The organism is Variovorax sp. GW821-FHT10C12, from assembly GCF_059415405.1.
Genome location: NZ_JBWKNE010000005.1, coordinates 238,244 through 264,863 on the forward strand (window position 1 = coordinate 238,244; position 26,620 = coordinate 264,863).

The 26,620-nt window shown below is 68.7% G+C and carries 24 protein-coding genes; 19 read left to right on the plus strand and 5 right to left on the minus strand.

What is annotated here, in order from left to right:
- The first annotated feature begins 1 nt into the window (after position 1).
- Complete coding sequence (locus tag AC07OH_RS22445; protein ID WP_172438465.1) at positions 2-769, plus strand: GntR family transcriptional regulator; 768 nt, start codon at positions 2-4, stop codon at positions 767-769.
- A 2-nt stretch (positions 770-771) separates the two neighbouring features.
- Here AC07OH_RS22445 and AC07OH_RS22450 read toward each other — a convergent pair whose 3' ends face one another.
- Entirely contained in the window at positions 772-1,671 is a 900-nt protein-coding gene (locus AC07OH_RS22450) for a DMT family transporter (protein ID WP_495302173.1), read from the minus strand.
- A 46-nt stretch (positions 1,672-1,717) separates the two neighbouring features.
- The gene (uvrA, locus tag AC07OH_RS22455; protein ID WP_495302174.1) at positions 1,718-4,801 is read right to left on the minus strand and encodes an excinuclease ABC subunit UvrA; all 3,084 of its coding nucleotides are present in this window, start codon (positions 4,799-4,801) and stop codon (positions 1,718-1,720) included.
- Positions 4,802-4,985: 184 nt separating this feature from the next.
- On the opposite strand from uvrA, the gene ssb reads away from it, so the two are divergent.
- The 16 genes from ssb to AC07OH_RS22535 all read left to right on the plus strand — a co-directional run bounded on the left by ssb (position 4,986) and on the right by AC07OH_RS22535 (position 20,850).
- Positions 4,986-5,543 (plus strand): single-stranded DNA-binding protein, encoded by a 558-nt coding sequence (ssb, locus tag AC07OH_RS22460; RefSeq protein ID WP_062480453.1) that lies wholly within the window; start codon positions 4,986-4,988, stop codon positions 5,541-5,543.
- Between the two features lie 396 nt (positions 5,544-5,939).
- Entirely contained in the window at positions 5,940-7,139 is a 1,200-nt protein-coding gene (locus AC07OH_RS22465) for a pyridoxal phosphate-dependent aminotransferase (protein WP_495302175.1), read from the plus strand.
- 7 nt (positions 7,140-7,146) lie between these two features.
- Entirely contained in the window at positions 7,147-7,917 is a 771-nt protein-coding gene (locus AC07OH_RS22470; RefSeq protein ID WP_495302176.1) for a 2-keto-4-pentenoate hydratase, read from the plus strand.
- 14 nt (positions 7,918-7,931) lie between these two features.
- On the plus strand, positions 7,932-8,711 hold the full coding sequence (locus AC07OH_RS22475; RefSeq protein WP_390347162.1) for an SDR family oxidoreductase: 780 nt from the start codon (positions 7,932-7,934) through the stop codon (positions 8,709-8,711).
- Between the two features lie 33 nt (positions 8,712-8,744).
- Entirely contained in the window at positions 8,745-9,533 is a 789-nt protein-coding gene (locus AC07OH_RS22480) for an ABC transporter ATP-binding protein (protein WP_495302177.1), read from the plus strand.
- A 33-nt stretch (positions 9,534-9,566) separates the two neighbouring features.
- Positions 9,567-10,355 (plus strand): transporter substrate-binding domain-containing protein, encoded by a 789-nt coding sequence (locus AC07OH_RS22485; protein WP_495302178.1) that lies wholly within the window; start codon positions 9,567-9,569, stop codon positions 10,353-10,355.
- Between the two features lie 44 nt (positions 10,356-10,399).
- Positions 10,400-11,092, plus strand: a complete 693-nt coding sequence (locus AC07OH_RS22490) for an ABC transporter permease (RefSeq protein WP_495302179.1) — start codon at positions 10,400-10,402, stop codon at positions 11,090-11,092.
- Positions 11,093-11,094: 2 nt separating this feature from the next.
- The gene (locus AC07OH_RS22495) at positions 11,095-11,814 is read left to right on the plus strand and encodes an ABC transporter permease (RefSeq protein ID WP_062480468.1); all 720 of its coding nucleotides are present in this window, start codon (positions 11,095-11,097) and stop codon (positions 11,812-11,814) included.
- Between the two features lie 13 nt (positions 11,815-11,827).
- Positions 11,828-12,628 (plus strand): inositol monophosphatase family protein, encoded by an 801-nt coding sequence (locus tag AC07OH_RS22500; protein ID WP_495302180.1) that lies wholly within the window; start codon positions 11,828-11,830, stop codon positions 12,626-12,628.
- A 70-nt stretch (positions 12,629-12,698) separates the two neighbouring features.
- The gene (gene pdxR / locus AC07OH_RS22505) at positions 12,699-14,183 is read left to right on the plus strand and encodes a MocR-like pyridoxine biosynthesis transcription factor PdxR (protein ID WP_495302181.1); all 1,485 of its coding nucleotides are present in this window, start codon (positions 12,699-12,701) and stop codon (positions 14,181-14,183) included.
- A 246-nt stretch (positions 14,184-14,429) separates the two neighbouring features.
- Positions 14,430-14,810, plus strand: coding sequence for a hypothetical protein (locus AC07OH_RS22510; protein WP_062480474.1), 381 nt, complete (start codon positions 14,430-14,432; stop codon positions 14,808-14,810).
- Between the two features lie 300 nt (positions 14,811-15,110).
- Positions 15,111-15,716 (plus strand): DUF6891 domain-containing protein, encoded by a 606-nt coding sequence (locus AC07OH_RS22515; protein WP_390347156.1) that lies wholly within the window; start codon positions 15,111-15,113, stop codon positions 15,714-15,716.
- Positions 15,713-17,509 carry a VanW family protein gene (locus tag AC07OH_RS22520; RefSeq protein ID WP_495302182.1) on the plus strand — a complete coding sequence of 599 codons (1,797 nt, stop codon included), beginning with the start codon at positions 15,713-15,715 and terminating at the stop codon, positions 17,507-17,509. Before AC07OH_RS22515 ends, AC07OH_RS22520 begins: the two co-directional genes overlap by 4 nt.
- A gap of 16 nt (positions 17,510-17,525) precedes the next feature.
- A complete protein-coding gene (locus AC07OH_RS22525; protein WP_495302183.1) occupies positions 17,526-18,131 on the plus strand; it encodes a hypothetical protein in 606 nt (201 codons plus the stop codon).
- A gap of 17 nt (positions 18,132-18,148) precedes the next feature.
- A complete protein-coding gene (locus tag AC07OH_RS22530) occupies positions 18,149-19,813 on the plus strand; it encodes an FxLYD domain-containing protein (RefSeq protein WP_495302184.1) in 1,665 nt (554 codons plus the stop codon).
- A 44-nt stretch (positions 19,814-19,857) separates the two neighbouring features.
- Entirely contained in the window at positions 19,858-20,850 is a 993-nt protein-coding gene (locus tag AC07OH_RS22535; protein WP_447740419.1) for an LLM class flavin-dependent oxidoreductase, read from the plus strand.
- Positions 20,851-20,853: 3 nt separating this feature from the next.
- On the opposite strand, the gene AC07OH_RS22540 is transcribed toward AC07OH_RS22535, so the two are convergent.
- Complete coding sequence (locus AC07OH_RS22540; RefSeq protein ID WP_495302185.1) at positions 20,854-22,572, minus strand: long-chain-fatty-acid--CoA ligase; 1,719 nt, start codon at positions 22,570-22,572, stop codon at positions 20,854-20,856.
- Between the two features lie 144 nt (positions 22,573-22,716).
- Here AC07OH_RS22540 and mnmA point away from each other — a divergent pair, with 144 nt between their 5' ends.
- Positions 22,717-23,817 (plus strand): tRNA 2-thiouridine(34) synthase MnmA, encoded by a 1,101-nt coding sequence (gene mnmA / locus AC07OH_RS22545; RefSeq protein ID WP_495302186.1) that lies wholly within the window; start codon positions 22,717-22,719, stop codon positions 23,815-23,817.
- 7 nt (positions 23,818-23,824) lie between these two features.
- Here the strand turns inward: mnmA and AC07OH_RS22550 are convergent, their stop codons facing one another.
- Both AC07OH_RS22550 and AC07OH_RS22555 read right to left on the minus strand, forming a co-directional pair.
- The gene (locus AC07OH_RS22550) at positions 23,825-24,298 is read right to left on the minus strand and encodes an NUDIX hydrolase (protein ID WP_307696908.1); all 474 of its coding nucleotides are present in this window, start codon (positions 24,296-24,298) and stop codon (positions 23,825-23,827) included.
- 64 nt (positions 24,299-24,362) lie between these two features.
- On the minus strand, positions 24,363-25,076 hold the full coding sequence (locus AC07OH_RS22555; RefSeq protein ID WP_489060077.1) for a response regulator transcription factor: 714 nt from the start codon (positions 25,074-25,076) through the stop codon (positions 24,363-24,365).
- Between the two features lie 403 nt (positions 25,077-25,479).
- On the opposite strand from AC07OH_RS22555, the gene AC07OH_RS22560 reads away from it, so the two are divergent.
- Positions 25,480-26,610, plus strand: coding sequence for a Re/Si-specific NAD(P)(+) transhydrogenase subunit alpha (locus AC07OH_RS22560; RefSeq protein WP_495302187.1), 1,131 nt, complete (start codon positions 25,480-25,482; stop codon positions 26,608-26,610).
- The last annotated feature ends 10 nt before the right edge of the window (positions 26,611-26,620 follow it).

Sequence of the window (26,620 nt, forward strand, 5' to 3'; positions counted from 1 at the left end):
CGTGACCCTTTCCACCGCCCCCGACACCGTGTCGACGACCTCCCTCGACCGCAACTCCGAATCGCCGCTGTGGGCGCAGTTCCGCGACGCCATCCGGCTGCAGATCCTGCAGGGCGTGCTGCCCATCGGCGCCAAGCTGCCGTCCGAGGCCGAGCTGGGCGAGCAGTTCGGCATCTCGCGCATCGTGGTGCGCGAGGCGCTGGCCGACCTAGTGCGCAACAACCTCATCTACAAGATCAAGGGCCGCGGCGCCTTCGTGTCGGCGCGCGAGCGCGACGAAGATTTCGTCTCCACGGTGCTGGGCTTTTCCGACGAGATGGAACGCAAGGGCCGCTCGGTGCGCACGCAGATCCTCGTGCAGGAACTGCGCGCCGCCACCGCGCAGGAAGCCGCCGCGCTCGGCCTCACCGAAGACGCGCAGGTGGTCGGCCTCAAGCGCCTGCGCAGCGTCGACGGCGAACTGCGCCTGCTGGTCGAGACGGCGGTGCCGGCCGACCTGGCGCCGGGCCTGCACCGCACGCGGCTGGACGACCGCTCGCTGTACGACGTGCTGCGCCGCCAGTACGGCGTGCGGCTGGTGCGCGCCGAACGCTGGATCGATGCCGTGCTGCCCGACGCGGAAACCTGCCGCCTGCTCGACCTGCCGCAGCCCGAGCCGCTGCTGCGCATCGAATCGATCGCCTACGGCGCCAACGGCCGGCCGCTGGAGCACTACCGCGCGCTGCACCGCTGCAAGACCAGCCGCCTGCACGTGCAGACGACGACCTGAGCTCAGGCCTTCGCGGTGCTGCTGCTGCTGCGTGAAGGCAGCAGCACCGAGGCGATGGCGACCATCATCAGCGCCACCGCCACCCAGTCCTGCCAGTGCACGACCTCGCCGAGCCACACGGCGCCGCTGAACACGCCGAGCACGGGAATGAACATCACGCTCAGGGTCGAGGCCACCGGCGGCAGGCCGCGCGCCAGGTAGAACCAGGCCGCGTGCGCGAAGCCGAAGATCAGCACCGCGTTGTAGGCGATCGATCCCCAGGTCACGGCGCCCGGCGAGCGCCACTGGTCGCGCTCGAACAGCAATGAGAGCACCGTCATCACCACGGCCGTCATGGCCGTCATCCAGAACGAGAGCGTGAGCGTGGGCAGCCCGATGCGCGTGTGGCGCAGCAGCTGCGTGCCCAGCGCCCAGGTGGCGGCGGCCACCAGCGCCAGTGCCACGTAGCCGGGGCGGCCCGCGAAGTCGGTGAGCTCGTGCCACAGCAGCAGCCCGACACCGATGGCGCAGGCGCCCACGCCGGTCCACGCGCGGCGCGTGAGCACGGCCGAGAACAGCAGCGCGCCGATGACGGCCGAGAACACCGGCATCGTGTAGCCCAGGATCGCGGCGCGCCCACCCGACAGCGCCTTCACCGCCAGGATGATGCAGGCGTGCCAGACGAACATGTTGGTCGCGCCCAGCCACACCAGCTCGGGCCACGCGCTGCGCGGCACGCGGAACGGCACCTTCATCACCACCAGCGCGATCGCCAGCACGGGCACGCCCAGCCAGATCGAGATCGCGCGGAAGGCCAGCGGCGGGTAGTCGGCCACGCCGAGCTTCATCACCGGCCAGTTGAAGCCCCACGCGAGGGTGAGGAGGACGAGAAGAACGAACTGGCGTGGGGTGAAGGAAGGCATGGGCCGCGATTGTGGCGCGGCCCGCGCATTCGTGCTGGCGGTGCGGCTACAGCAGGCGCTTGAGGTAGCGCCCCGTGTGGCTCGCCTCGTTCGCCGCGATGTCTTCCGGCGTGCCTTCGCCCACCACCGTGCCGCCGCCGGCACCGCCCTCGGGGCCCATGTCGATGAGCCAGTCGGCGGTCTTGATGACGTCCAGGTTGTGCTCGATGACGACGATGGTGTTGCCCGCGTCGCGCAGCTGGTGCAGCACCTTCAGCAGCAGCTCGATGTCCGCGAAGTGCAGGCCGGTGGTCGGCTCGTCGAGGATGTACAGCGTGCGGCCGGTGTCGCGCTTGCTCAACTCGAGCGCGAGCTTCACGCGCTGCGCCTCGCCGCCCGACAGCGTGGTGGCCGACTGGCCGAGCTTGATGTAGGAGAGGCCCACGTCCAGCAGCGTGCGCAGCTTGCGCTCGATGGTCGGCACGGCCTTGAGGAACTCGTGCGCCACCTCAACCGTCATCTCGAGGATCTGGGCGATGTTCCGGCCCTTGTACTGGACCTCGAGCGTCTCGCGGTTGTAGCGCTGGCCGTGGCAGACCTCGCAGGGTACGTACACGTCGGGCAGGAAGTGCATCTCGACCTTCACCACGCCGTCGCCCTGGCAGGCCTCGCAGCGGCCACCGGCCACGTTGAAGCTGAAGCGGCCCGGGCCGTAGCCGCGCTCGCGCGCGGTGTTGGTCTCGGCCATCAGCTCGCGGATGGGCGTGAACAGGCCGGTGTAGGTGGCCGGGTTGCTGCGCGGCGTGCGGCCGATGGGCGACTGGTCGACGTTGATGACCTTGTCGAAGTACTCGATGCCTTCCACCGATTCGTGCGCGGCCGGCTCTTCGTGCGCGCGGTACAGCGTGCGCGCCACGGCGGTGTAGAGCGTGTCGTTCACCAGCGTCGACTTGCCCGAGCCCGAGACGCCGGTCACGCAGGTCAGCAGGCCGACCGGGAAGGCGACGCTCACGTTCTTCAGGTTGTTGCCGGTGGCGCCGACGACGCGAATTTCCTGCAGGTCGGTCTGCGAAGCCAGGTGCGCCGCCTCGCGCGCGGCGCGGCGCTCGGCCGCGGGGCTCTGCGGAAAGCGCGAGGGCTTCTTGCCTTCGTTGAAGGCCGGCTTCTTCACGGCCGGCAGCCAGGCGGTGCGGTGCTTGGGCACCTCGATCTTCTTCACGCCCGAGAGGTACTGGCCGGTGAGCGACTCGGGGTTGGCCGACACCTGGGCGTAGGTGCCCTGCGCCATCACGCGCCCGCCGTGCACGCCGGCGCCGGGGCCCATGTCGATGACGTGGTCGGCGGCGTGGATCATGTCCTCGTCGTGCTCGACCACGATCACGCTGTTGCCGATGTCGCGCAGGTGTTTGAGCGTGCCGATGAGGCGGTCGTTGTCGCGCTGGTGCAGGCCGATGCTGGGCTCGTCGAGCACGTACATCACGCCCGTGAGGCCCGAGCCGATCTGCGACGCGAGGCGGATGCGCTGCGCCTCGCCGCCCGAGAGCGTCTCGGCGCTGCGGTCCAGGCTCAGGTAGTTCAGGCCCACGTCGTTGAGGAATTTCAGGCGCAGGCCGATCTCGCGCACCACCTTGTCGGCGATGTCGGCCTTGGCGCCGCGCAGCTTGAGCGTGCTGAACCAGGCGTAGGCGTCGCGCAGCGTGAGGTGGCTGAGTTCGAAGATGGCCATGCGCGGCGGCTCGCCGCCGTTTGCGCCCACATGCCCGGCGTCGTCCACCAGGAACACGTTGCGCGCCTCGCGCCGCAGCCGCGAGCCGCCGCAGTCGGGGCAGGGCTGCTGGTTGCGAAAGCGCGCGAGGTCTTCGCGCACCATCACCGAGTCGGTCTCGCGGTAGCGCCGCGTCATGTTCGGGATGATCCCCTCGAAGGGGTGCTTCTTCGTGAGCTTCTTGCCCGCGAAATTGCCCGATTCCATGGTGTAGTTGAACTTGATCTCTTCAGCGGCCGAGCCATGCAGCAGCACCTGCTGCACCGAAGCCGGCAGCGACTCGAAGGGCGCGTCGACGTCGAACTTGTAGTGCTTGGCCACGCTCTCGACCATGCTGAAGTAGTAGCCGTTGCGGCGGTCCCAGCCCTTGATGGCGCCGCTGGCGATCGACAGCGACGGAAACGCCACCACGCGCACCGGGTCGAACACCTCGCGGTGGCCCAGGCCGTCGCAGCTCGGGCAGGCGCCCACGGGCGAGTTGAACGAGAACAGACGCGGTTCGAGCTCCGACAGCGAGTAGTGGCAGATCGGGCAGGCGAACTTGGCGTTGAACAGGTGCTCCTTGTCGGGCGCCCCCGCAGCGCCATCGGCGCTGCTTTCCGGCTTTGCACCCAGCTCCAGCGCAATGGCGCGGCCCTCGGCCAGGCGCAGCGCGGCCTCGAAGCTCTCGGCCAGGCGCTGCTGCATGTCGGGGCGCGCGCGCAGGCGGTCGATGACCACGTCGATGTCGTGCTTCTCGGTCTTCTTGAGCTTGGGCAGGTCGTTGTATTCGTAGGTCTGCCCGTCGACGCGAAAGCGCACGTAGCCGGCGGCCTGCATCTCGGTGAAGAGCTCGAGGAACTCGCCTTTCTTCTCGCGCGCCACCGGCGCCAGGATCATCAGGCGGGGCTCGTCGGGCAGCGCCAGCGTGGCGTCGACCATCTGCGACACCGTCTGCGCCTGCAGCGGCAGGTGATGGTCGGGGCAGAAGGGCGTGCCGGCGCGGGCGTACAGGAGGCGCAGGTAGTCGTGGATCTCGGTCACCGTGCCCACGGTCGAGCGCGGGTTGTGGCTGGTGGCCTTCTGCTCGATGCTGATCGCGGGCGACAGGCCCTCGATCACGTCGACGTCGGGCTTGTCCATGAGCTGCAGGAACTGCCGCGCATAGGCCGAGAGGCTTTCCACGTAGCGCCGCTGCCCCTCGGCATACAGCGTATCGAACGCCAGGCTCGACTTGCCCGAGCCCGACAGGCCGGTGATCACCACCAGCTTGTTGCGCGGGATGTCGAGATCGACGTTCTTCAGGTTGTGGGTGCGCGCGCCGCGGATGCTGATGCGCTGCTGGGCGAGCAGGGCGCCAAGGTAGGCGTCACGCTCCGGGGTGTCTTCAGTGGTGGGTGAATTCAAGGGGTGCGGTCGTCCGAGGGCAACCGGACATGATAGAGGGGCCGGCCCCGCCTGTCATGACCAGGGGATGGACGGCGGCGGGCGGGCCCGCCCAGGCCGGCCGACGCCGGGCCGATTTCGGCTCAGGCAGAATGGAGGGTTCCTCTCAACCTCCTCCTTCATCTACTTATCAGGGGCAGTGCATATGGCATCGGTCAATAAAGTCATCGTCGTCGGCAACCTGGGGCGCGACCCCGAAATGCGGACTTTCCCGAGCGGCGATCAGGTCGCAAACGTCACCGTGGCCACCACCGATCGCTGGAAAGACAAGCAAAGCGGTGAGATGCGCGAAGCCACCGAATGGCACCGCATCGTGTTCAACGGCCGCCTGGCCGAAATCGCCGGCCAGTACCTGCGCAAGGGCTCGCAGGTGTACGTTGAAGGTTCGCTGCGCACGCGCAAGTGGACCGACAAGGACGGCATCGAAAAGTACACCACCGAAATCCGCGCCGACCAGATGCAGATGCTGGGCAGCCGCCAGGGCCAGGGCGGCCCGTCGGGCGGTCCGGAAGACGACGGCGGCTACTCGCAAGGCGGGGGCGGCGGCGGTGGTTATTCGCAAGGTGGCGGTGGTGGCGGCGGTGGCGGTTACGCCCCGCGTGCGCCCGCAGCCGCACCGCGTGCCCCGGCACCGGCGCCGCGCCAGGCGCCGGCCAAGTCGTCGTCGGGCTTCGACGACATGGACGACGACATTCCGTTCTGAAACCGGCTCCTCGAGCTTTTCAATGAAGGCCTGCCTTTTCGAAGGCAGGCCTTTTTTTTGCCCTTTTTATTTCGAATTCTCTCCATGGGCGGTAGCGCCCGGGAAAGTGCTGTTTTGCCAAGGAAATGCAGCCTCTTTGTTCGTCTGGCCGTTGAGCGCAGCGGAAGCGTTTGACGTGAGCCCCTTTTCGACGGCAATGACTGTGTTCAGAGGGGCAATTCCCGGCGGCAATCAACCCATTGGCGCCGGCCGTTCTGCCAAATAGCGCCGTTCAGCAGCGCATCGCTGCCGGCCGATTCGCCGCGATTGGTCCGCTTCGGCGCACGGAATTGGTCCTTGTCCCGCACCGTGCGGCGTCGGAGCATGCAGGCCATAGAACACCGAGACAAGCACGACATGCAGAGCGCCGCCTCCCATTGCCCGCCATCGACCGTCGCACGCGCCGAAGTCCAGGCCCTGCGGTCCTCGAAGATCCGCGAGGTCGCCAATGCGGGCATGGACCGCAAGGACATCCTGCCTTTCTGGTTCGGCGAGCCCGACGAGGAGACACCGGACGAGATCTGCGGCGCTGCGATCGCCGCCCTCGAGAACAGGCGCACCTTCTACGTCCAGACGCTGGGCGAGCCCGCGTTGCGCGAGGAGATCGCCCGCTACCTGTCGCGCTGGCATGGCCCGATCGGCATCGAACGGGTGGCGGTGACGAGTTCGGGCACGCACGCGCTGATGCTGGCCCTGCAGGCGCTGCTGAACCCAGACGACCGCGTCGTGGCCGTGACGCCGCTGTGGCCCAACCTGGTCGAGATGCCCAAGGTGCTGGGCGCGCACGTCGAGACCGTCGCATTGCAGTTCACCGCGGCCGGTTGGGTGCTCGACGAGCAGCGCCTTCTGGAAGCGCTTCGGCCGGGCACCCGCGCGCTGCTGCTGAACGCGCCCAACAACCCGACGGGCTGGACGCTCTCGCGCGAGTCGCAGGAGACCATCCTCGCGCACTGCCGGCGCCTGGGCATCTGGATCGTCAGCGACGATGTCTACCAGCGCATCAGCTTCGATGTGCCGTGCGCGCCGTCCTTCCTGGACATCGCGACGCCCGAGGACCGGGTCATCAGCTGCAATTCCTTCTCCAAGGCCTGGCGCATGACTGGATGGCGCCTGGGCTGGATCGTGGTGCCGCCGGCGATGCTGGGCGACATCGGCAAGCTGATCGAGTACAGCAGCACCTGCGCGCCGCCCTTCGTCCAGGCGGCGGGGGTGGTCGCCCTGTCGCGCGGGGAAGATGCCATTGCCCGCACCGTCGAGCGGCTGCGCCAGGGCAGGGACCACCTGGCGGCGCGCCTGGGGAGCGTGCCGGGGGTCGAGCTCGCCGCGCCCGCGCGGGGCGCGATGTACACCTTCTTCCGTGTCGAAGGCGTGACGGACAGCCTCGCGTTCTGCAAGCAGCTCGTGGCCGAGGCCGGGCTGGGGCTGGCGCCCGGCGTGGCCTTCGGCCCCGAGGGCGAAGGCTACCTGCGCTGGTGCTACGCGAGCGGCACGCCGCGCCTGGACGACGGCGTTCGCCGCCTGGCCGCCTACCTGGAACACCACCCAACCACACGATGAGGATGCGATGAACACCCAAGACATTGCGGGCGCCCTTTGGCAAGCCATGGAGGACGGACGCCACATGCCGTCGGAATGGGCCGGGAAGTTCTCCCTGCAGCAGGGCTACGAAGTGCAGCTGGCCTTGTTGCACAAGCGCCTGGCCGGGGGCGAGCGGCAGACGGGCTGGAAGGTCGGCCTCACCGCCGAGGCCATGCGCGTGCAGCAGCAGGTGCACGAGCCCTGCTTCGGCTATCTGCTGGAAAGCGGCCGGCATGCGAGCGGCCAGGCCTATCGCTTTTCCGAGCTGATCGCGCCGGGCTTCGAGAACGAGCTGTGCCTGACCATCGGCAAGACGCTGCGCGGACCCGGCGTGAGCCTGGAGGAGGTCGCTGCCGCCGTGACGCATGCGGCACCGGCCCTGGAGATCGTGGAGGTCCGCGGTCCGTTCGCCGGCAACCTGGCGCTGGCCATGGCGGACAACGCGCAGCAAAAGGCCTATGTGACGGGGGCGGCCGTGCCGCTGACGGCCGACAACCGCGACCTGGCCGGCGCCAACGTGACGGTGCAGGTCGACGGCGCCGTCAGCGAGACGGCCTCCGGCTCGGCGGTCATGCAGGGCGGCGGGCTGCTCTCGGTGCTGTGGCTGGCGAACAAGCTGGCCGAATTCGGCCTGGCCCTCGAGGCCGGGATGCAGGTGATGTCCGGCTCCTTCACACGGCAGTACCGCGCCTCGCAGGCCATGCGGGTGCAATCCTCGTTCGACCGCTTCGGCACGGTCGCCGCGAACTTCATCTGAGGCAAGAGGTCGCCATGGATCTGGGAATCAAGGGCAAGACGGCGCTGGTGTGCGCCGCGAGCAAGGGGCTGGGCCGGGCGTGCGCGTTCGCGCTGGCGGAAGACGGCGCATCGCTCACCATCGTGGCGCGCGGCGCACAGGCGCTCGAGGCCACCGCCGACGAAATTCGCGAGGCCACCGGCGTGCACGTACGAACGGTGGCCGCCGACGTCACCACGGTGCAGGGGCGGGCGCTCGTCCTCGAGGCCTGCCCCGCGCCGGACATCCTGGTGACCAATGCCGCAGGCCCCAAGCCGGGCGACTTCCGCCAATGGACGTGCGACGACTGGATGGTGGCGCTCAACGCCAACATGCTGACGCCCATCGAGCTGATCAAGGCGACGGTGGACGGCATGATGGATCGCGGCTTCGGCCGCATCGTCAACATCACCTCGTCCTCGGTGAAGGCGCCCATCGACATCCTGGGCCTGTCCAACGGCGCGCGCAGCGGGCTCACCGGCTTCGTGGCGGGCCTGGCGCGGCGCACGGCGCATCGCAACGTCACCATCAACAACCTGCTGCCCGGCTCGTTCGCCACCGACCGCCTGCGTGCCACGGTGGAGGCTGCCGCGGCCGGGTCGGGGCGCTCGTTCGAGGCGGAGCAGACCGAATGGCAGGGCCGCAGCCCGGCCGCGCGCTTCGGCGATCCGATGGAGTTCGGCCGTGCCTGCGCCTTCCTGTGCAGCGCCCATGCCGGCTACATCAACGCACAGAATCTGCTGCTCGACGGCGGGGCCTATCCCGGGACCTTCTAGGCGAAGCGCCAGCACCGTTCAAAAGGAACTCACTTGAGCGACCCCCAACGACAACAAGGCAGGCAGATCGTGTCTGCCACCGGCATCGAGAAACGCTTCGGCGCGCTGGACGTGCTGCGCGGCATCGACCTGTGCGCCCACGAGCACGACGTGGTCACGCTGATCGGCGCCAGCGGCTCGGGCAAGAGCACCTTCCTGCGCTGCCTCAACCTGCTCGAGGTGCCCGACGCCGGCACCGTCGCCATCGATGGCGAGGAGATCCGCATGCGCCGGTCGCCGGCAGGGCAGTCGAGCCCCGCCAGCAAGAGCCAGGTGAACCGGTTGCGCGCGGGCATCGGCATGGTGTTCCAGAACTTCAACCTGTGGAGCCACATGACCGTGCTGGAGAACGTGGCCATGCCGCCCATGAAGGTGCTGGGGCTGTCGCGCCGCGAAGCGACGGAACGGGCCGAAGCGCTGCTGGCGAAGGTCGGGCTCGGCGATCGGCTGCGGCACTATCCGGCCCACATCTCGGGCGGCCAGCAGCAGCGTTGCGCGATCGCCCGCGCGCTGGCCATGGAGCCCAAGCTGCTGCTGTTCGACGAGCCCACGTCGGCGCTCGACCCCGAGCTCGTGGGCGAGGTGTTGAAGGTGATTCGCCTGCTCGCCGAGGAGGGGCGCACCATGGTGATGGTCACCCACGAGATGGCGTTCGCACGCGAGGTTTCGACCGAGGTCGCCTTCCTGCACAAGGGAAAGATCGAGGAACGCGGGGCGCCTGCCGACGTGTTCGGCAACCCGCGCAGCGAGCGCTGCCGCAAGTTCCTCGACAGCGTTCTGTAGCCACGACATCACGAACCAAGAACTGGAGACGAAATGAAGAAATGGTTGTTCGCAGGCCTGCTGGCCGTGTGCTCCGTCGCCGCCATGGGCCGCGAGATCAAGGCCGGGGTGCAGTGCACCTATCCGCCCTTCAACTACCGCGATGCGTCGGGCGAGCTGAAGGGTTTCGAGATCGACATCGCCCGCGAGATCGGGCGGCGGATGAACGCCAACGTGCAGTTCGTCTGCCTGGGGTTCGACGGGCTGATTCCCGCGCTGCTTTCCAGGAAGATCGACGTCGTCACGTCGAGCCTGTCGATCACCGAGGCGCGCAAGAAGAGCATCGACTTTTCCGTTCCCTACCGGGCCTCCACGGCGCGCTTCGTGGGCCGCAAGAACGGGGGGCTGCTCCCGATGAAGCCCGACAACACGCCCAACGCAGGCGCGCTCAAGGGCAAGGTGGTGGGCGTGCAGCGGGCCACCACGAACGACAGCTACCTTGCGGGCGAGTTCTCCGGCGTCGAGATCACGCGCTACGACTCGGCCGAGAACATGCTGCTGGACCTCGTGGCCGGCCGCATCGACCTCATGCTCGTGAGTCCCATGAAGGTTCGCACCGACTTCCTGGAGAAGCCGGAAGGGCGCAACTACGAGTTCGTCAGCCCCGAGATCGAGGCGCCCAAGTACCTGGGCGAAGGCGTGGCTGTCGGCTTGCCCAAGGGAGCCACGGCGCTGCGCGACGAGATCAACGCGGCGCTCAAGGGCATGTTTGCCGACGGGACCTTCAAGGCGATCAACCAGAAGTACTGGAGCTTCAGTGTGCTGCCCACGGTCTGGCACTGACGCCGTCGCGCCACCGAATCCGCCCACTGATTGCTGACGACACCATGGACATGTTCAACGGCTGGGGGCCGACCATCGCGCAGGGCGCCTGGACCACCGTGGAGGTGGCGCTGGTGTCGTCGGTGTTCGGCATCGCGCTGGGGCTGCTGGGCGCGGCGGCCTGCCTGTCCCGCTTCAGGGCGGTGCGCTGGCTGGCCGAGGCCTACATCACGGCGATACGGGGCATCCCGCAACTGCTGCTGATCCTGATGGTGTACTTCGGCAGCACGGTGGTCTTGAGCCGGCTGCTCGCGCTGGTCAGGCCCGACGCGGGCATGGTCGAGATTCCGCCGTATCCGGCGGGTGTCTTTGCACTGGCACTGATCTTCGGCGGCTACGCCTCGGAGGTGTTCCGCGGCGCGCTCACGGCCATTCCCCGCGGGCAGGTGGAGGCCGGCATGGCCGTGGGCATGGGCACCCTGCAGATCTTCTTCGTGATCCAGTGCCCGCAGATGCTGCGGCTGGCGCTGCCGGGCCTGGGCAACATCTGGATCTCGACACTCAAGGACACCTCGCTGATCTCCATCGTGGGGCTGAGCGAGCTGATGAAGGCCTCCGAACTGGCCACCAGCGACACGCGCCGCGCCCTGTTCTTCTACCTCAGTGCCGGCGCCATCTATCTCATGCTGACCGTGCTGAGTTCGCTCGTGCTGCATCAGCTCGAACGCCGCGGTGCCCGTGGCGAAAGGACGGCCTGACCATGGATGTCGAACTCATTGTCGAGAGCCTTCCGGTGCTCTGGCAGGGCGCGCTGCTCACGCTGGAACTCTTCGCGATCACGATGGTGCTCGCGACGCTGCTGGCCGTGCCGCTGGCCATCGTGCGCGTCCAGAAGGCCTGGTGGCTGCGCTGGCCCGTCGAGGTGTTCTCGCAGGTCTTCCGGGGAACGCCGCTGCTGGTGCAGATCTTCATCGTGTACTACGGCATTGCCCAGATCGATGCGGTGCGCGACAGCTGGGCCTGGCCCTACCTGCGCAAGCCGTACTGGTGCGCCGTCATCACCTTCGTGCTGAACACGACGGCCTACGCCGTGCACATCTTCCGCGGGGCGATCCAGGCGGTGCCGCACGGGGAGGTCGAGGCCGGCCAGGCCTTCGGACTGTCCTTCGGCGCGCTGTACCGCCACGTCATCCTGCCGCGGGCGATGCTGCTGGCGCTGCCGGCCTACGGCAACGAGGTGATCAAGACGATCAAGCGCACCTCGCTGGCCAGCGCCATCACGCTCTCGGAGCTGACGGGCGTGGCCAACACCCTGGTGGCGCGCACCTTCGCACCCTACGAGATCTTCATTGCGGCCGGGTTGATCTACCTTGCCTTCGCGTTCGCCGCCAACCACCTGGTGCGGCGGCTGGAGCACCGCATGTCTCGCCATCTTCGCCACTTGCCGGCGCAGCACGGCACCGGGCCCATGCCCACTTGATCCAGGAGACCGCGTGTCCACTTCTTCCGTTCCAGAGTCGGCGATGGCCGAATTCCTCGCCTTCGCCCATGGGCTGGCCGACGCCAGCGGCGCCATCCTGCGCGAGAACCTGTACAGCCGCAGGGGCTTCGAGTCCAAGGAGGACGACAGCCCCGTCACCGTCGTGGACAAGCATGTCGAGCAGACGCTGCGCACGCTGATCCGCCACCGCTATCCCTCGCACGGCATCCTCGGCGAGGAGTTCGAGGGGCAGGACCTCGATGCCGAGTACGTCTGGGTGCTCGACCCGATCGACGGCACCAAGGCCTTCATCACGGGCATTCCCATCTACGGGACGCTGATTTCGCTGGCGCGCCACGGCACGCCGATCATCGGCGTGATCGACCACCCCATCACCAACGACCGATGGGCCGGGGCGCAGGGCCAGCCGTCCACCTTCAATGGCCAGCGCATCCGCAGCCGCGAGTGCCCGTCGCTGGCCGACGCGCTGGTGTCGTGCAGCAACCCGGAGCCCTTCGGGCCGCGCGAGCGCGAGGCGTTCGAGACGCTGCGCAGCGCCGCCAAATGGTGCGTGTACGGATCGAGCTGCTATGCGTACGGCTGCATCGCCAACGGAACGATCGACATCGGCATCGACTGCGGCCGCCATCGCGAGGTCGACTACTGCGCGCTGGTGCCGGTGATCGAGGGCGCCGGCGGCGTCATCACCGATTGGGAGGGGCGCCCGCTCACGATCTACTCCGGCAATCGGCTGGTCGCATCGGGCAACCCCTGCCGCCACGAGGAGGTCCTGCGCATGCTTGCGGGCGCCTAGCGCGGGCGACCGGGCCGTATATTCGAAGGCCGCCGCAGCCTGTCCGGCACGGGCGGCATGGAGATCTCGTATGCCGCGGCACTTCAACTACCCGACCTGGAGTTCGCTCTCGCTGGACCGCAGCGGCTCCGATCCGCTGCACGTGCAGGTGTTCGAGCAGATCCGCCAGGCCATCGTGCAGGGGCGGATCTCCAAGAACGCGCGGCTGCCGCCCACCCGCCAGCTGGCCGCGGAACTCGGCGTGTCGCGCAACACCGTGGTCCTGGTCTACGAACGGCTGCTGGCCGAGGGCTATGTCAGCGGCCGCGTCGGGGCGGGCACCTACATTGCCGCCGTGCTGCCCGAGGAGTGCAGCGCGCCGGCCGGGGCACCGTCGAACGCCCCTGTCGCCGCACCGGCGCCCCGGCACATCTCGCGGCGCGCGCAGGCAATGTCCGAACTGGCGCTGCCGCCCGAGCGCAATGCCACGTTCGACCTCAGCCCGACCGTGCCCGCGCTCGACCAGCTGCCCTTCGAGCAGTTCGCCAAGGTCTCGTCGCAGTACTGGCGCTCGGCACCGGCCGCGGAGCTGGGCTACGGCTCGCCGATGGGGCTGCCCGAACTGCGCCAGCAGATCGCGGACTATGTGGGTGAGGCACACGGCATTTCCTGCCTGCCGGACCAGGTGCTCGTGGTCGACGGCACGACGCAGGGCTTCGTGCTGGCAGGCCAGGTGCTGACCGACCACGGCGATCGCATCATCGTGGAAGACCCGGGCTACATCACCCGGCTTGCCGCCTTGATGGGCTTCGGCGCGGACCTGGTGCCCGTGCCCATCGACCTGCAGGGCCTGGACAGCAGCCGGTTCGACAGCCATGCGCCCGACGCGCGGCTGATCGTGGCGTCACCCACCAACCAGTTCCCCTTCGGCAGCACGATGCCCTTGGAGCGGCGCCTCTCGCTCCTGCAGTGGGCGCACGAGCGCAATGCCTGGGTGATCGAGTACGACTTCAACAACGCCTTCCATTTCCGGGGCAGGCCGCTGCCTCCGCTGGCGGCGCTGGACCACGGGGGGCGGGTCATCTACATCGGGAACTTCAACCGTTCCATCTCGCCCGCGCTCAACCTGGCCTACCTGGTGGTCCCGCCCGACCTGGCGGACGCCTTTGCCTGCGCCACGCAGATCTTCTCGTTCAAGGCCTCCATGCCGACCCAGGGCGTGGTGGCCGACTTCATGGCGAGCGGGCAGCTGGCGGCCCACATCCGGCGCATGGGCGTGCGCTATCGCGAACGCGCGCAGCTCATGGAGCACTGCTTCAGGACGCTGGTGGGGCGCGATTTCGAGCTGTCGACCACCGGCTCGGGGCTGCACCTGTCGGCCATCTCGCGCACGCCGATCGACGATGCAGCGGTTTCCCAGGCGCTGCTGGCGCACCGCATCGATGTGCCCGCGATCTCCGCCTACTGCCTGAGCGAGCAGGTCCGCACGGGCTTCGTCTTCGGCTTCGGCAACACGCCCGCCGAGCGGATCGCCCCGGCGTTGGCGCTCTTTGGCAGTGCGGTCGCGAACGCCTGAGCATCGCCTCTGCCCTTCAATTGTTTCGAATCCGTGAACACCGTGGTTCGTTTTGCTACGGGTTTTTACCTAGATCGAGGCGCACAATTCATCTCACGGACCAGCCCTCAAAGCTGATCTGGGTGAACAGGGCCCCGAGCGAGGTGGCCGCCCTCCGAAAAAGAACAGAGGGGCGGTGACCCACCCAAGACCGGTTCGACATCCGAAGCAAGAACTTGAACTGAATTGAAGAAGGAAGAAATCCAAATGACCGCCTCGAAGATCCTCTCCGCCGTTGCTGTTGCCCTGATGGCCGTTGCCGGCGCCGCCCATGCCGAAAGCTATGAAGGCGTGCATCAACTGACCTCGGCCGCCAGCCGCGCCGACGTCGCCGCCCAAGCCGTCGTGGCCGCGCACAGCGCCAACCCCTACGCCACCGGCGCCAACGCAGGCCCCGCGCAAGTGATCGTCTCGACCGCCAGCCGCGCCGCCGTGCGTGCCGACGCTGTCGCCGCCGCACACAGCGCCGACCCGTACGCCGAAGGCGCTTCGTCGGGCGTGGCCCCGATCGTCGCCAGCACCGTCGACCGCGCTGCGGTTCGCGCCGCCGCCCGCGCTGCCGCCCACGGCGACGCACTGCCGCTGTAAGCAACAGCCAGAACGCTTCGCCGACGGGATCGGCGAAGGTTCCAGGTCTTCATGAAAGCCGGCCCTGCCAACGCAGGGTCGGCTTTTTTCATGGGCTATGACCGTGAATTCTTGGCCGAAAGTCACATTGCCTTGGCCTTGCGCATCCCTCATGATTTGGGCGCGGGAGGGATGGCCGCCAGAGCGCATGCTTTCGCATTAACGCATCGCCGTGGTGCGGACACGCGAGAATCGAGCGTCGTTCCGACCGCGAAAAAATGAAAGCACATCCGTCGCCGACCAAGCGACGACCCACTACGCATGGCCCTCACTCTCGACCCCGAAGACACGCGCGGACGCATCCACGACCTGGTGTGGAGCGGCTTCCATGCCGATGCCGACATCGGCTGGATGATCACCGACGAGTACCTCGATCCGGATGAGCTCACGCCCGAGGACCGCGCCTGGATCAAGGCCGAAACCACGCGGGCCTGCGCCGCCAAGCGCGCCGCCGAGGCGCAGTGGCCCGCGCAGACCGAGTACGACCGGCTCGAGGCCGTGTTCGCGCAGCTGCGCAGCGAGAAGATCATTGCCTTGCATCGCGCGGGCAACACGCTGTCCGACGGGCACGACGACGTGCGCGAGCAGTGGCGCGCGGCGGGCAGGCTCGAGTCGGGCATCCGTGGCTGCTGCTTCTATCACGCACAGGACCTGGACGGCGCCGTGCGCAACGGCCGCCTGTTCCTCGCCTTCAGCGGCGGCATGATCCCCGAGATCGCGCAGCGCGAAGCCAACACCGTCGTGGTCGGCCGCCGCATCGTCGAGCTGCTACGCGACGCCGGCTTCGGCGCGCAATGGAGCGGCAGCATCAACGAGCGCATCGAAGCCGACCTCGGCCAATGGCGCAAGCGAGGCCCCGCCGCGTGAGTGCGCAGGCCTGGCAGCCGCCGCGCCGCATCGACGCGATCGACTTCTGGCTGCGCTCGCGGCTGCTCGCCACGGCCCACGCCCTGCGCGAAACCCTGCGGCCCTCGGCCCGGCGCTGGCCCACAGGCCAACACGCACTGGCCGATGCGCCGGTGCTCGCGCAGTACCGAACCCCCTTGTGGTCCGACGGCCGGGCCGACGAATTCCCGCTGGTCGCCGGCAAGGTGCACAACCTGCGCGTGGCGCGGCCGGCCTTCGACGCCATCGAGGTGCCGGCCGGCGAAGTGCTGAGCTTCTGGCGCCAGCTGGGGCGACCGGGCGCCGGGCGCGGCTTCGTGGTCGGGCGCGAGGTGCGCGGCGGTTGCGTGGTGCCGACGCTGGCCGGCGGGCTGTGCCAGCTGTCGAACGCACTGGCCACGGTGGCCGTGCGCGCGGGCCTCGAGCTGGTCGAGCGCCACGGCCACACGGCGCGCATCGAGCAGGCCGATGCGCCGGACAGCGATGCCGTCGATGCGACGGTGTTCTGGAACTACGTCGACGTCAAGCTGCGCGCCCGGCACGCCTGGCGGCTCGAAGTGGCACTGGCCGATACGGAGCTCGTAGTGCGCATCCGTGCGCGCACGCCGCGGGCGCTGCCGGCCGAGCCCGTCACGCTGCGGCGCACGAACGACGACACGCCCACCGCGCTGCCGTTGGCGCGCGGCTGCCTGAGCTGCGACCAGACGGCGTGCTTTCGCCACCGTCCGCCGGTCGATGTCGGCGCCGAAGGGCGCACCGCCGTGCTCGTCGATGGCTGGACGCCGGAGTTCGCACGCCACCTGCGCGAGGCGCATCCGCAGGCGCAGCGCATGCAGCCCGTGCCGCTGCGGCTCGCGTTCTGGCGCGTGCCTGCTGCGGGCTGGCATCGCGAGCCCGCGACGAACGAACCGGTGACCACCGCATGGGCCGCGAGCCTGCGCCGCGCCGTCTGGCAGCGGCTCTGGGCACGGCAGGCGGGTCGGCGCCAGGCCAGCCTGATCGAAGGCCAGCGCTGGCTCGCGCAGGCCTTCGCCGCGCGGCTGGCGCCTGCGCACACGCACCTGGTGGTCGAGCAGTCGCTGCTGCCGCACCTGCAGCGCCTCGGCGTGCTCGACGGGCGCCGCATCACCGTGCTGGCCAGCGCACTGCCGATGGCCGACATTGAAAAGCAGCTCGATGCCGCGTCGCAGCGCTGGCCCGGCGACGCCACCTTGCGCGACTTCCGCGCAGATGCATCGCTGGTGCGCGACGAGGCGCTGGCGCTCGCGCGCGCGGCGGTCGTCGTCACGCCGCATGCCGGGGTGGCGCAGGCCATGACGCAGTACGCGCCGCAGGCCACGCTGCAGCGGCTCGACTGGGCGCTGCCGCAGGTGAAGGCCACGCACAGCAAGCGCGAAGAACCGCCGCTCGTCGTGTTCGCCGCCAGCGCGTTGGCGCGCAAGGGCGCGCGTGAACTCGCCGCCGCGCTGCAAGGCTGGCCGTGCCGCCTGCGCGTACTCGGCGCGCCCTCGGACGATGCGCGGCTCTGGCAGGGCATCGAACCCCCTCAACACATGAACTGGCAAGGCAACTGGCTGGCCGGTGCGAGCGTCGTCGTGCTGCCCGCGCACGTCGAGCACGCCCCGCGCGCATTGCTGCGCGCCGTGGCGGCCGGCGTGCCCGTGGTGGCATCGACGGCCTGCGGCCTGGCCGGGGTGCCGGGCGTGCACGAGGTCGCACCCGGCGACATCGACGCACTGCGCACCGCATTGCAGCAGGCCGCCCGCCTGACCTGAACGGAGAACAACCCCCGTGGCATCGATCGAACAGGCCCGCGCGGCCCTGGCTTCCCATGGCGCGCTGGCGCCGCAATCCGCCGCCGAGCACTGGCACGGCGAGCTGGCCTTGCCCGCCGCCCTCGCCACCTTCTACGAACAGGTCGGCCCGCTCGGCGAGTGGGTCAACGAGCGCGTGGGCTACGCCGGCCTCACGGTGCCGACCACCGGCAACCCGTTCAGCATTCCCGCGCTCTCGCGCCTGTGGCAGCTGCAGGCGGGCTACCGCTGGCACGGCATCACCGGCGAGCGCATTGCCGACTGGCCCGAGCATTGGCTGGTGGTGGCCGACCAGGGCGCCGATCCGTTCATCTTCGACCTGCGCACCGGCGCGATCCAGTTCGCGATGCACGGCACGGGCGCCTGGGAGGAAGACGAACCGCTCTTCGCCGACATCTTCGAGATGGCCGCCTGCCTGGGCACCATCGGCCAAGTGTGGGACGAAGCGGGCGACACCATCTTCACCGACGAGGACGACTGCGAGGTCGACCCGGTGCACCGCGCGCGCCTGGTCGAGCGCCTCGTGCCGCTGCTGGGCAGTGCGGCGGCGGCCGAAAACGTCGTCGACGTGTTCGGCTGGTAAGACAAAAAAGAAGACACATGAGCATCGACCTGCAGACCCTCAAATGCGGCGAGTGCGGCAGCAGCGCGCTGCGCCGCACCGGCCTGAACGAATACACCTGCGCGCACTGCGGCTCGATGTCGCTGGTGGAAGACGACGTGTCCGACCGCCTCGAGCGCGTGCTGCAGCAGGTCAAGCACCACGCCGGCCAGCAGATCGCGGCCGAACAGGCGCTGCGCCAGAAGCAGATGGTGCGCACGGTCGGCTTCGTCGTGATCGGCTTTCTCGGCGTGGCGGTGGCCGTCCAGGTCGCGATGCTGCTGTTCGGTTCGGGCCAACGCAGCGAGGCGCCTTCGGTGGCGCGCGCGATGGTCGAGCGCACCATCGCGACCGACGGCCTGAAGCTCTCCGAGCCGCGCCAGGTGCTGGTCGGCGAGCGGCCGAAGCTGCTGGTGCTGGCGCGCAACGAGACCGGCCGGCCGCTCGAACGCCCCAGCCTGAAGGTGGTGTTCCACGACGGCGACACGCGGTTGAACGAGCGCAGCGAATCCCTGCCGATCGACGTGCTGATGCCCGGCGAGTCCGCGCCCGTGCTGGTCGACCTGCCCTCGGGCCCGAACGTCACGCGGCAGGACGTGGCGGTCGAGAAGCTGTCCGAACCCCGCAGCGCCGCCGAGGGTCCGCGCCTGGCGTTCTCGCGCGTGCGGCTGGTGCAACAGGGCGAGCGCGTGCGCCTGGTCGGGCGCCTCGTGCATGCGGGCGTGCCTGGTGCGCCGGCGTTCGGCAGCATCGAGGCGCTGGTCACGCTGTACGACGACGCGGGCCAGGTGATCGGCGTCGGGCGCGGCCATGCGCCGGGGTCCGAGCTGGCGCCCGGCGCACGCACGGCGATCGATGTCGACCTCAGCCGCTTCGGCCGCGGCGCCGCCATCGCGGCGTGGGACTACCGCATCGGCTACCGCACGGTCACGCCCTCGGGCGCGCGCACCACGGTGCTGAGCGCCGACCGCGTGATCCGCACGGCCGGCGCGCCCGAGGCCTTCCACCCCGACCTGCGGCTGGGCACCGAAGACCTGCTGGCCGACGACAGCGAGCGCTTCGACCCGCGGCAGCTCGAACTGCTGCCGCTGGTGGCGGGGCGCAGCACGATCCAGCGGCCGCTGTTCATGACCGAGCTGGTGAACCGCAGCACCGACGCCATCGCCATCGCGCCCGGCGCCGTGATCTCGCGCTTCGGCGGCAGCACGGCCGACGGCACCACGCGCCTCGACGCGCTGGCCTACCTGTACCCCGGGGAGCGCTTTCCGGTCCTGCTGGAGCCCAAGGCCGTGGACCGCATCACGCAGACCCGCGTCGAGTGGAAGCCGATGCGCCGCGCCGCATTGCCCGGCCCGCGCAAGCCGCTGGAGGTGCAGGTGACGGGCACCCAGGCCGGCACCGGCAGCGTGCTGCTCAACTTCAGCCAGCGCTTCACCTACAAGAGCGTGGAGGTCACGGGCACGGTCAAGAACCCCGGCACGGCCATCGCGGCCAAGGTGCGCCTGTGGGTCAGCCTGCGCGACCGCAACGACCAGTTGACCGGCTTCAAGCTGATCGAGAACCTGCCGGCCATCGCGCCGGGCGAGAGCGTGCCCTTCCAGGTCCATGTGACGCAGCACGGGCGCGATTTCGCGAGCGTCGCGACGCTATACCAAACCGAATAGCCCCGCGCGTGACGGCATCGGGCGGTTCGCGCCATGATCGCGCCATGATTCCGCTTTCGATCCTCGACCTTTCCCCGATCACCGAAGGCAGCGATGCCGCGCAGTCGTTCCGCAACTCGCTGTCGCTGGCGCAGCACGGCGAGAAGCTGGGCTACACGCGCTACTGGCTGGCCGAGCACCACGGCATGCCGGGCATCGCGAGCGCGGCCACGGCCGTGCTGCTGTCGCACGTGGGCGCGGGCACCTCCACCATCCGCATCGGCGCCGGCGGCGTGATGCTGCCCAACCACTCGCCGCTGGTGATCGCCGAGCAGTTCGGCACGCTGGAGTCGCTGTACCCGGGACGCGTCGACCTCGGCCTGGGCCGCGCGCCCGGCTCCGACCAGCGCACCGCGCGCGCCCTGCGGCGCAACCTGGAGTCGGACGCCGACCAGTTCCCGCAGGACGTGATGGAGCTCATGGACTTCATGTCGAAGAACCCGCAGCAGGCCGTGCGCGCCGTGCCCGGCGCGGGGCTCGAGGTGCCGGTGTGGATCCTGGGCTCGAGCACCTTCGGCGCGCAGCTGGCGGCGCACCTGGGCCTGCCGTATGCCTTTGCCTCGCACTTCGCGCCGCAGCAGATCATGCAGGCCATCCAGATCTACCGCGAGACCTTCAAGCCCTCGGCGCAGCTGAGCAAGCCCTACGTGATGCTGGGCTTCAACGTGTTCGCGGCCGACACCGACGCCGAGGCCGAGTTCCGCGCCACCTCGTGGCAGCAGGCCTTCGTGAACCTGCGCAGCGGCCGCCCGGGGCGCCTGCCGCCGCCGGTGGAGAACTACCGCCAGAAGGTCGGGCCGGCCGAGAACGCGCTGCTCGACTCGGTGCTGTCGTGCTCGGCGGTGGGCTCGGTCGAGACCGTGAAGCAGGGCGTGGAAGCGTTCGTGGCGCGCACCGGCGCCGACGAACTCATGATCACCTCGCAGGTGTTCGACCACCAGGCCCGGCTGCGCTCGTACGAGCTGCTCGCCGAGGCCTTTGGCCAGAAGAAGCCGTAAAGGTCAGGCCCGCTTGCGGGCTTCCTCGTCCACGAGGTCTTTCTTCGAGAGCTTGCCCACGGCGGTCTTGGGCAGCTCGGCGCGAATCTCGAGCGCGCCGATCATCTCGTGCTTGCCCAGGCGGTTCTTCAGGAAGGCCTTGAGCGCGTCGAGCGTGAGGTCGTCCACGCCGTCCTTCAGTTTCACGAAGGCCTTCGGCGACTGGCCGCGGTACGCGTCGGGCACGCCGATCACGCAGACCTCGGCCACCGACGGGTGCTCGTACACTGCCTCCTCGAGCACGCGCGGGTACACGTTGTAGCCGCCGCACAGCAGCATGTCCTTGGTGCGGTCGACGATGTACAGGTAGCCGTCGGCGTCCATCTTCGCGACGTCGCCGCTGCGGAAGTAGCCGTCGGCGGTCATCGACTCGGCGGTGGCCTTCGGGTTGTTCCAGTAGCCCTTCATGACGTTCGGTCCCTGCACGCACAGCTCGCCGGGCTCGCCGAACGCGGTCACGTCCTGGGTCGGGTCGTCCAGGCTCACGAGCTTGATGCGCACGCGCGGCAGCGGCATGCCGCACGAGCCGGCCTTGCGCACGCCGCGCGCGGGCGTGAAGGTGCCCACGGGCGAGGTTTCGGTCATGCCCCAGCCTTCGTTGAGGTGGCAGCCGGTGAGTTCGAAGAAGCGTTGCTCCACCTCCACCGGCAGCGGCGCGCCGCCGGAGCCGCAGAACTTCAGCGAGCGCAGGTCCATCTCCTTGGCCTTGGGGTGCGAAAGGATGGCGGTGTACATCGTCGGCACGCCGGGGAACACGCTGATCCGGCTGGCCGCGAGTTCATTCATCACTGCATCGACATCGAAGCGCGTGTGCAGCACCAGCGCCGCGCCCAGGCGCACGCCCAGCAGCATCGCGGCGCTGAGCGCGAAGATGTGGAACAGCGGCAGCACGACCAGGAAGCGTTCCTTGCCTTCGTCGAGGATCGGCGGCTCGCCGCGCGTCGATTCGTAGTACTGCGCCGAGGCCGACGTGAGGTTGGCGTGCGTGAGCATCGCGCCCTTGGGCAGGCCGGTGGTGCCGCCGGTGTACTGCAACACGACGATCTCTTCGGCCAGGTCGCCCAGCGGGTAGGTCTGGTGCGTGCCTTCGCTCTTGAGCAGGTCGGTGAAGCGCACGTGCCGGTCGTCGGTGGGCACCGGTGCGATCTGGCCGGCACCCTGCAGCTGCGCCTGCACCTTGTCGCCCGCCGCGCCGTAGTCGCCGAGGCTGCCGACCACCAGCGTCTTCAGGCGCGAGCTGTCGAGCAGGCGCGCCATCAGCGGGTAGAGGTTCACGAGGTCGAGCGTGACGAGGATGTCGGTGCGGCTGTCCTCGATCTTGTGGGCCAGCACGCGCTCGGCGTCCAGCGGCGAGTAGTTCACCACCGTGCCGCCGGCCTTGAGCACGGCGAAGAAGGCGATCGGGTAGTGCGGCGTGTTCGGCAGGTACAGGCCGACATGCACGCCCGGCTTCACGCCCAGGTCCTGCAGGCCCTTGGCGGCGCGGTCGACCGCCGCGCCGAGCTGGGCGTAGGTGAGGGCCTGGCCCATGAACTCCACGGCCGAGTGCCCGGGCCAGCGTGCGACCGCTTCGTCGAGCATCTGCTGCACCGGCTTGACGGGCAGGTCGGCGTCCCAGCGCATCCCGGGCGGGTAGTTGCGCGTCCAGGGGGTGGGGTCGCCAGAGAGGGAAGGGGTCGCCATGCGTGTGTCTCCGCTGTGTTTCGGGGCACTGTAGCGCCGGCCTTTCGCATCGTGGAGTGGCGGCTGACAAGCCGGCGACACGGGTTTTCCCGATTTCCCACACGCCGGATGCCCCTGTCGCCGGACTGGGACAATGGCGGGCTTATGGCAAAACAACGGATCGTGGTCGGGCTGAGCGGCGGGGTGGACTCCGCGGTCACCGCGCACCTGCTCAAGCAGCAGGGGCACGAGGTGGTCGGCATCTTCATGAAGAACTGGGAAGACGACGACGACAGCGAGTACTGCTCGTCGAACATCGACTTCGTGGACGCCGCCAGCGTGGCCGACGTGCTGGGCATCGAGATCGAGCACGTCAACTTCGCCGCCGACTACAAGGACCGCGTGTTCGCCGAGTTCCTGCGCGAATACAAGGCCGGCCGCACGCCCAATCCCGACGTGCTGTGCAACGCCGAGATCAAGTTCAAGGCCTTTCTCGACCACGCCATGCGGCTGGGCGCCGAGAAGATCGCCACCGGCCACTACGCGCGCGTGCGCCTGAACGAGGCCACGGGCCGGCACGAGCTGCTCAAGGGGCTCGACAACTCGAAGGACCAGAGCTACTTCCTGCACCGCCTGAACCAGGCGCAGCTGTCGAAGACGCTGTTCCCGGTCGGCGAGCTGCACAAGACCGAGGTGCGCCGCATCGCGGAAGAAATCGGCCTGCCCAACGCGAAGAAGAAGGACTCGACCGGCATCTGCTTCATCGGCGAGCGGCCGTTCCGCGACTTCCTGAACCGCTACATCTCCAAGGAGCCGGGCCCGATCAAGGACGACCGCGGCCGCAAGCTCGGCGAGCACCAGGGCCTGAGCTTCTACACGCTGGGCCAGCGCCAGGGGCTGGGCATCGGTGGCGTGAAGGAAAAGGGCGCGCAGCGCGGCGCGGGCGACCATTCGCCCTGGTTCGTCGCGCGCAAGGACGTCGAGAAGAACACGCTGTGGGTGGTGCAGGGGCACGACCATCCGTGGCTGCTGTCGTCCGAACTGAAGGCGGACGACGCGAGCTGGGTCGCCGGCGAGGCGCCCACCGCGGGCGCCTACGGTTCGAAGGCCCGCTACCGGCAGGCCGATGCGGCCTGCGAACTGGCCGAGGGCCCCAACGGCGCGTTCAGCCTGCGCTTCGGTGCGCCGCAATGGGCGGTCACGCCGGGGCAGTCGGCCGTGCTGTACGACGGCGAGCGCTGCCTCGGGGGCGGCGTCATCGTCTGAGCAGGCCTCAGCGGGGCTGCCGCACGCTGTCTTCGGTGTGGATCAGCGCGAGCGGGTGGCGCTTGCCGGCGAGGTAGTCCTCGATGCAGCGCAGCAGCAGCGGGCTGCGGTGGCGCGCGACGCTGGCGCGGATCTCGTCCACGGTCATCCACAGCGTGCGCACGATGCCTTCGTCGAGCGCACGACCTTCCTCGCGCGCGCCCAGTTCGCCGGTGAAGGCAAAGCGCATGTAGGTCACGTCGGGCTGCTCGGCCGAGCGCGCCATGTACACGCCGAGCAGCGCGGTCGGCGTGAAGGCGTGGGCTGTTTCCTCGAGCGTTTCGCGGATGCAGCCGTCCTCGGGCGACTCGCCGGGGTCGAGGTGGCCGGCGGGGTTGTTGAGCTTCAGGCCGTCGTCGGTCTGCTCTTCGACGAGCAGGAAGCGGCCGTCTTGCTCGATCACCGCGGCCACGGTGACATTGGGTTTCCAGCGTGTGGGCATCGTGGGCGCGAGTCTATCGGCTAACAGCCGATCGTTGCACGACAGGCGCCGCGGCCAGGGCGCTTCAGCGCAGCGGCGTGACTGCCCGCGTGTCCACTTCGATGGTTTCCAGCCGGTAGCCGAGGCCGTAGACCGCCAGCAGCAGGAAACCGTTCGACGGGCGCAGCTCGAGCTTGGTGCGCAGGCGCGACACGTGGGTGTCGAGCGAGCGCGACAGCGCCTCGACCCCCAGCCCCCAGACCGCCTCGTGCAGGTGCTCGCGCGAGAGCAGGCGCCCCAGGTTCTGGAACAGGAAGAGCGCGAGTTCGTATTCGCGGTTCTTCAGCTCGACCAGCTTGCCGTGGACCCGGATGGTGCGCGAGGGCGGAAAGAAGTGGTACGGGCCGAACACCAGCTCGGGCTCGTGCCGCGCGGGGTAGGAGCGACGCAGCAGGGCGTTGATGCGGGCCTCGAACTCGATCGGACGCAGCGGCTTGGCCATGAAGTCGTCGGCGCCGACGTTGAGGCCTTCGACCATGTCGCTGTCGTCGTGGTGTTCGGTCACGAACAGGATCGGCATGCGGCTCTTGTAGTCCTGGCGGATCGTGCGGACCACGTCGGGGCCCTTCATGTCTGGCAGGCGCCAGTCGAGGACCAACAGGTCGAAGGTCTCTCGGCGCATGGCATGGAGCAGCGCCTTGCCGCCGCCGTAGGTATGGCACTCGTGGCCGAGGCTCGCCATGGTTTGGTGGATCAACTGAAGTTGGTCCGGCTCAGTGTCGAGTACTGCGATTCGCATTCCATTCCCTTGTTCCGCCCTGTGCGGACCTCTATGTGTCCGCAATATGAATCGAAGTGTATCTATCTGCGTCAGGGATTTTTGATGCGAATTGCCATTAATTCACTTAAATTGATTTGATCCATGTGATTCAATCGCTAATTGATGGCAATTGAACTCAATTGATTGCATTCCGATCCTGCGGCTCGTTCGGGTGGCATGAGGGTTTCAACCCATGGCGTCCGCGCGCCCTGGGGAATCGCATCGACGTGCAATTTGCTATCAATTGAATAGCGAGGGAATCAATGTGGATGGGCGCTGGAAGGCAATGTACGCGCAGCATCTTGGCGACAGTGAACGCTTGTAATCTTGCTGTAAGCTCTGCCCGCAATCCGTGCTGCCCCTTCCCCCTGAGGAGAACTCTATGTTGATAGGCGTGCCTGCCGAGACAGCGGCTGGCGAAACCCGAGTGGCCGTTACACCCGAAACGGTGAAGAAACTGGTGGCCTCCGGGCATACCGTGCGTGTGCAGGCCGGTGCCGGCATTGCAGCCAGCGTCACCGACGCGGCGTACCAGACGGCAGGCGCCGAGATCACCGATGCGGCCGGGGCGCTCTCCGCCGACATGGTGCTCAAGGTGCGCACGCCCAGCGACGCCGAGGCGGCGCAGTTGAAGGCCGGCGCGGTCGTCATCGGCATGCTCAATCCTTTCGACGCGGCCGGCCTGCAGCGCCTGGCCGCCGCGGGCGTCACGGGCTTCGCGCTCGAAGCCGCGCCGCGCACGACGCGCGCCCAGAGCATGGACGTGCTCAGCTCGCAGGCCAACATCGCCGGCTACAAGGCCGTGATGATCGCGGCCGACAAGTACCAGCGCTTCTTTCCCATGCTCATGACTGCCGCGGGCACCGTGAAGGCCGCGCGTGTCGTCATCCTGGGCGTCGGCGTGGCCGGCCTGCAGGCCATCGCCACGGCCAAGCGCCTGGGCGCCGTGATCGAGGCCTCGGACGTGCGTCCGAGCGTCAAGGAACAGATCGAATCGCTGGGCGGCAAGTTCATCGAGGTGTCCTACGACACCGATGAAGAGAAAGAGGCCGCGGTCGGTGTCGGCGGCTACGCCAAGCCGATGCCCCCGAGCTGGCTCGCGCGCCAGCAGATCGAGGTCGCCAAGCGCGTGGCGCTGGCCGACGTGGTCATCAGCACCGCGCTCATTCCGGGCCGCGCCGCGCCCACCCTCATCACCGAGGACATGGTCAAGTCGATGAAGCCGGGCTCGGTCATCGTCGACATCGCGGCCGGCAAGGGCGCCGACGGCATCGGCGGCAACTGCCCGCTGTCGGAGGCCGACAAGACCGTGGTCAAGCATGGCGTGACCATCGTCGGCGAAACCAACCTCGCGGCGCTGGTGGCGGCCGACGCGTCGGCGCTGTATGCGCGCAACGTGCTCGACTTCCTCAAGCTCGTCGTCACGAAGGAAGGCGCACTGAAGATCGACCTCGAGGACGACATCGTCGCCGCCTGCCGCGTCACGCAAGACGGCCAGGTCACGCGCAAGTAAGAAGAGCAGG

Excerpts from the sequence above, each read along its gene's own strand:
- AC07OH_RS22450 (WP_495302173.1), bottom strand. The coding sequence starts at position 1,671 with ATGCCTTCCTTCACCCCACGCCAGTTCGTTCTTCTCGTCCTCCTCACC.
- ssb (WP_062480453.1), top strand. The coding sequence starts at position 4,986 with ATGGCATCGGTCAATAAAGTCATCGTCGTCGGCAACCTGGGGCGCGAC.
- AC07OH_RS22465 (WP_495302175.1), top strand. The coding sequence starts at position 5,940 with ATGCAGAGCGCCGCCTCCCATTGCCCGCCATCGACCGTCGCACGCGCC.
- AC07OH_RS22470 (WP_495302176.1), top strand. The coding sequence starts at position 7,147 with ATGAACACCCAAGACATTGCGGGCGCCCTTTGGCAAGCCATGGAGGAC.
- AC07OH_RS22475 (WP_390347162.1), top strand. The coding sequence starts at position 7,932 with ATGGATCTGGGAATCAAGGGCAAGACGGCGCTGGTGTGCGCCGCGAGC.
- AC07OH_RS22485 (WP_495302178.1), top strand. The coding sequence starts at position 9,567 with ATGAAGAAATGGTTGTTCGCAGGCCTGCTGGCCGTGTGCTCCGTCGCC.
- AC07OH_RS22490 (WP_495302179.1), top strand. The coding sequence starts at position 10,400 with ATGGACATGTTCAACGGCTGGGGGCCGACCATCGCGCAGGGCGCCTGG.
- AC07OH_RS22495 (WP_062480468.1), top strand. The coding sequence starts at position 11,095 with ATGGATGTCGAACTCATTGTCGAGAGCCTTCCGGTGCTCTGGCAGGGC.
- pdxR (WP_495302181.1), top strand. The coding sequence starts at position 12,699 with ATGCCGCGGCACTTCAACTACCCGACCTGGAGTTCGCTCTCGCTGGAC.
- AC07OH_RS22510 (WP_062480474.1), top strand. The coding sequence starts at position 14,430 with ATGACCGCCTCGAAGATCCTCTCCGCCGTTGCTGTTGCCCTGATGGCC.
- AC07OH_RS22515 (WP_390347156.1), top strand. The coding sequence starts at position 15,111 with ATGGCCCTCACTCTCGACCCCGAAGACACGCGCGGACGCATCCACGAC.
- AC07OH_RS22530 (WP_495302184.1), top strand. The coding sequence starts at position 18,149 with ATGAGCATCGACCTGCAGACCCTCAAATGCGGCGAGTGCGGCAGCAGC.
- AC07OH_RS22535 (WP_447740419.1), top strand. The coding sequence starts at position 19,858 with ATGATTCCGCTTTCGATCCTCGACCTTTCCCCGATCACCGAAGGCAGC.
- AC07OH_RS22540 (WP_495302185.1), bottom strand. The coding sequence starts at position 22,572 with ATGGCGACCCCTTCCCTCTCTGGCGACCCCACCCCCTGGACGCGCAAC.
- mnmA (WP_495302186.1), top strand. The coding sequence starts at position 22,717 with ATGGCAAAACAACGGATCGTGGTCGGGCTGAGCGGCGGGGTGGACTCC.
- AC07OH_RS22550 (WP_307696908.1), bottom strand. The coding sequence starts at position 24,298 with ATGCCCACACGCTGGAAACCCAATGTCACCGTGGCCGCGGTGATCGAG.
- AC07OH_RS22555 (WP_489060077.1), bottom strand. The coding sequence starts at position 25,076 with ATGCGAATCGCAGTACTCGACACTGAGCCGGACCAACTTCAGTTGATC.
- AC07OH_RS22560 (WP_495302187.1), top strand. The coding sequence starts at position 25,480 with ATGTTGATAGGCGTGCCTGCCGAGACAGCGGCTGGCGAAACCCGAGTG.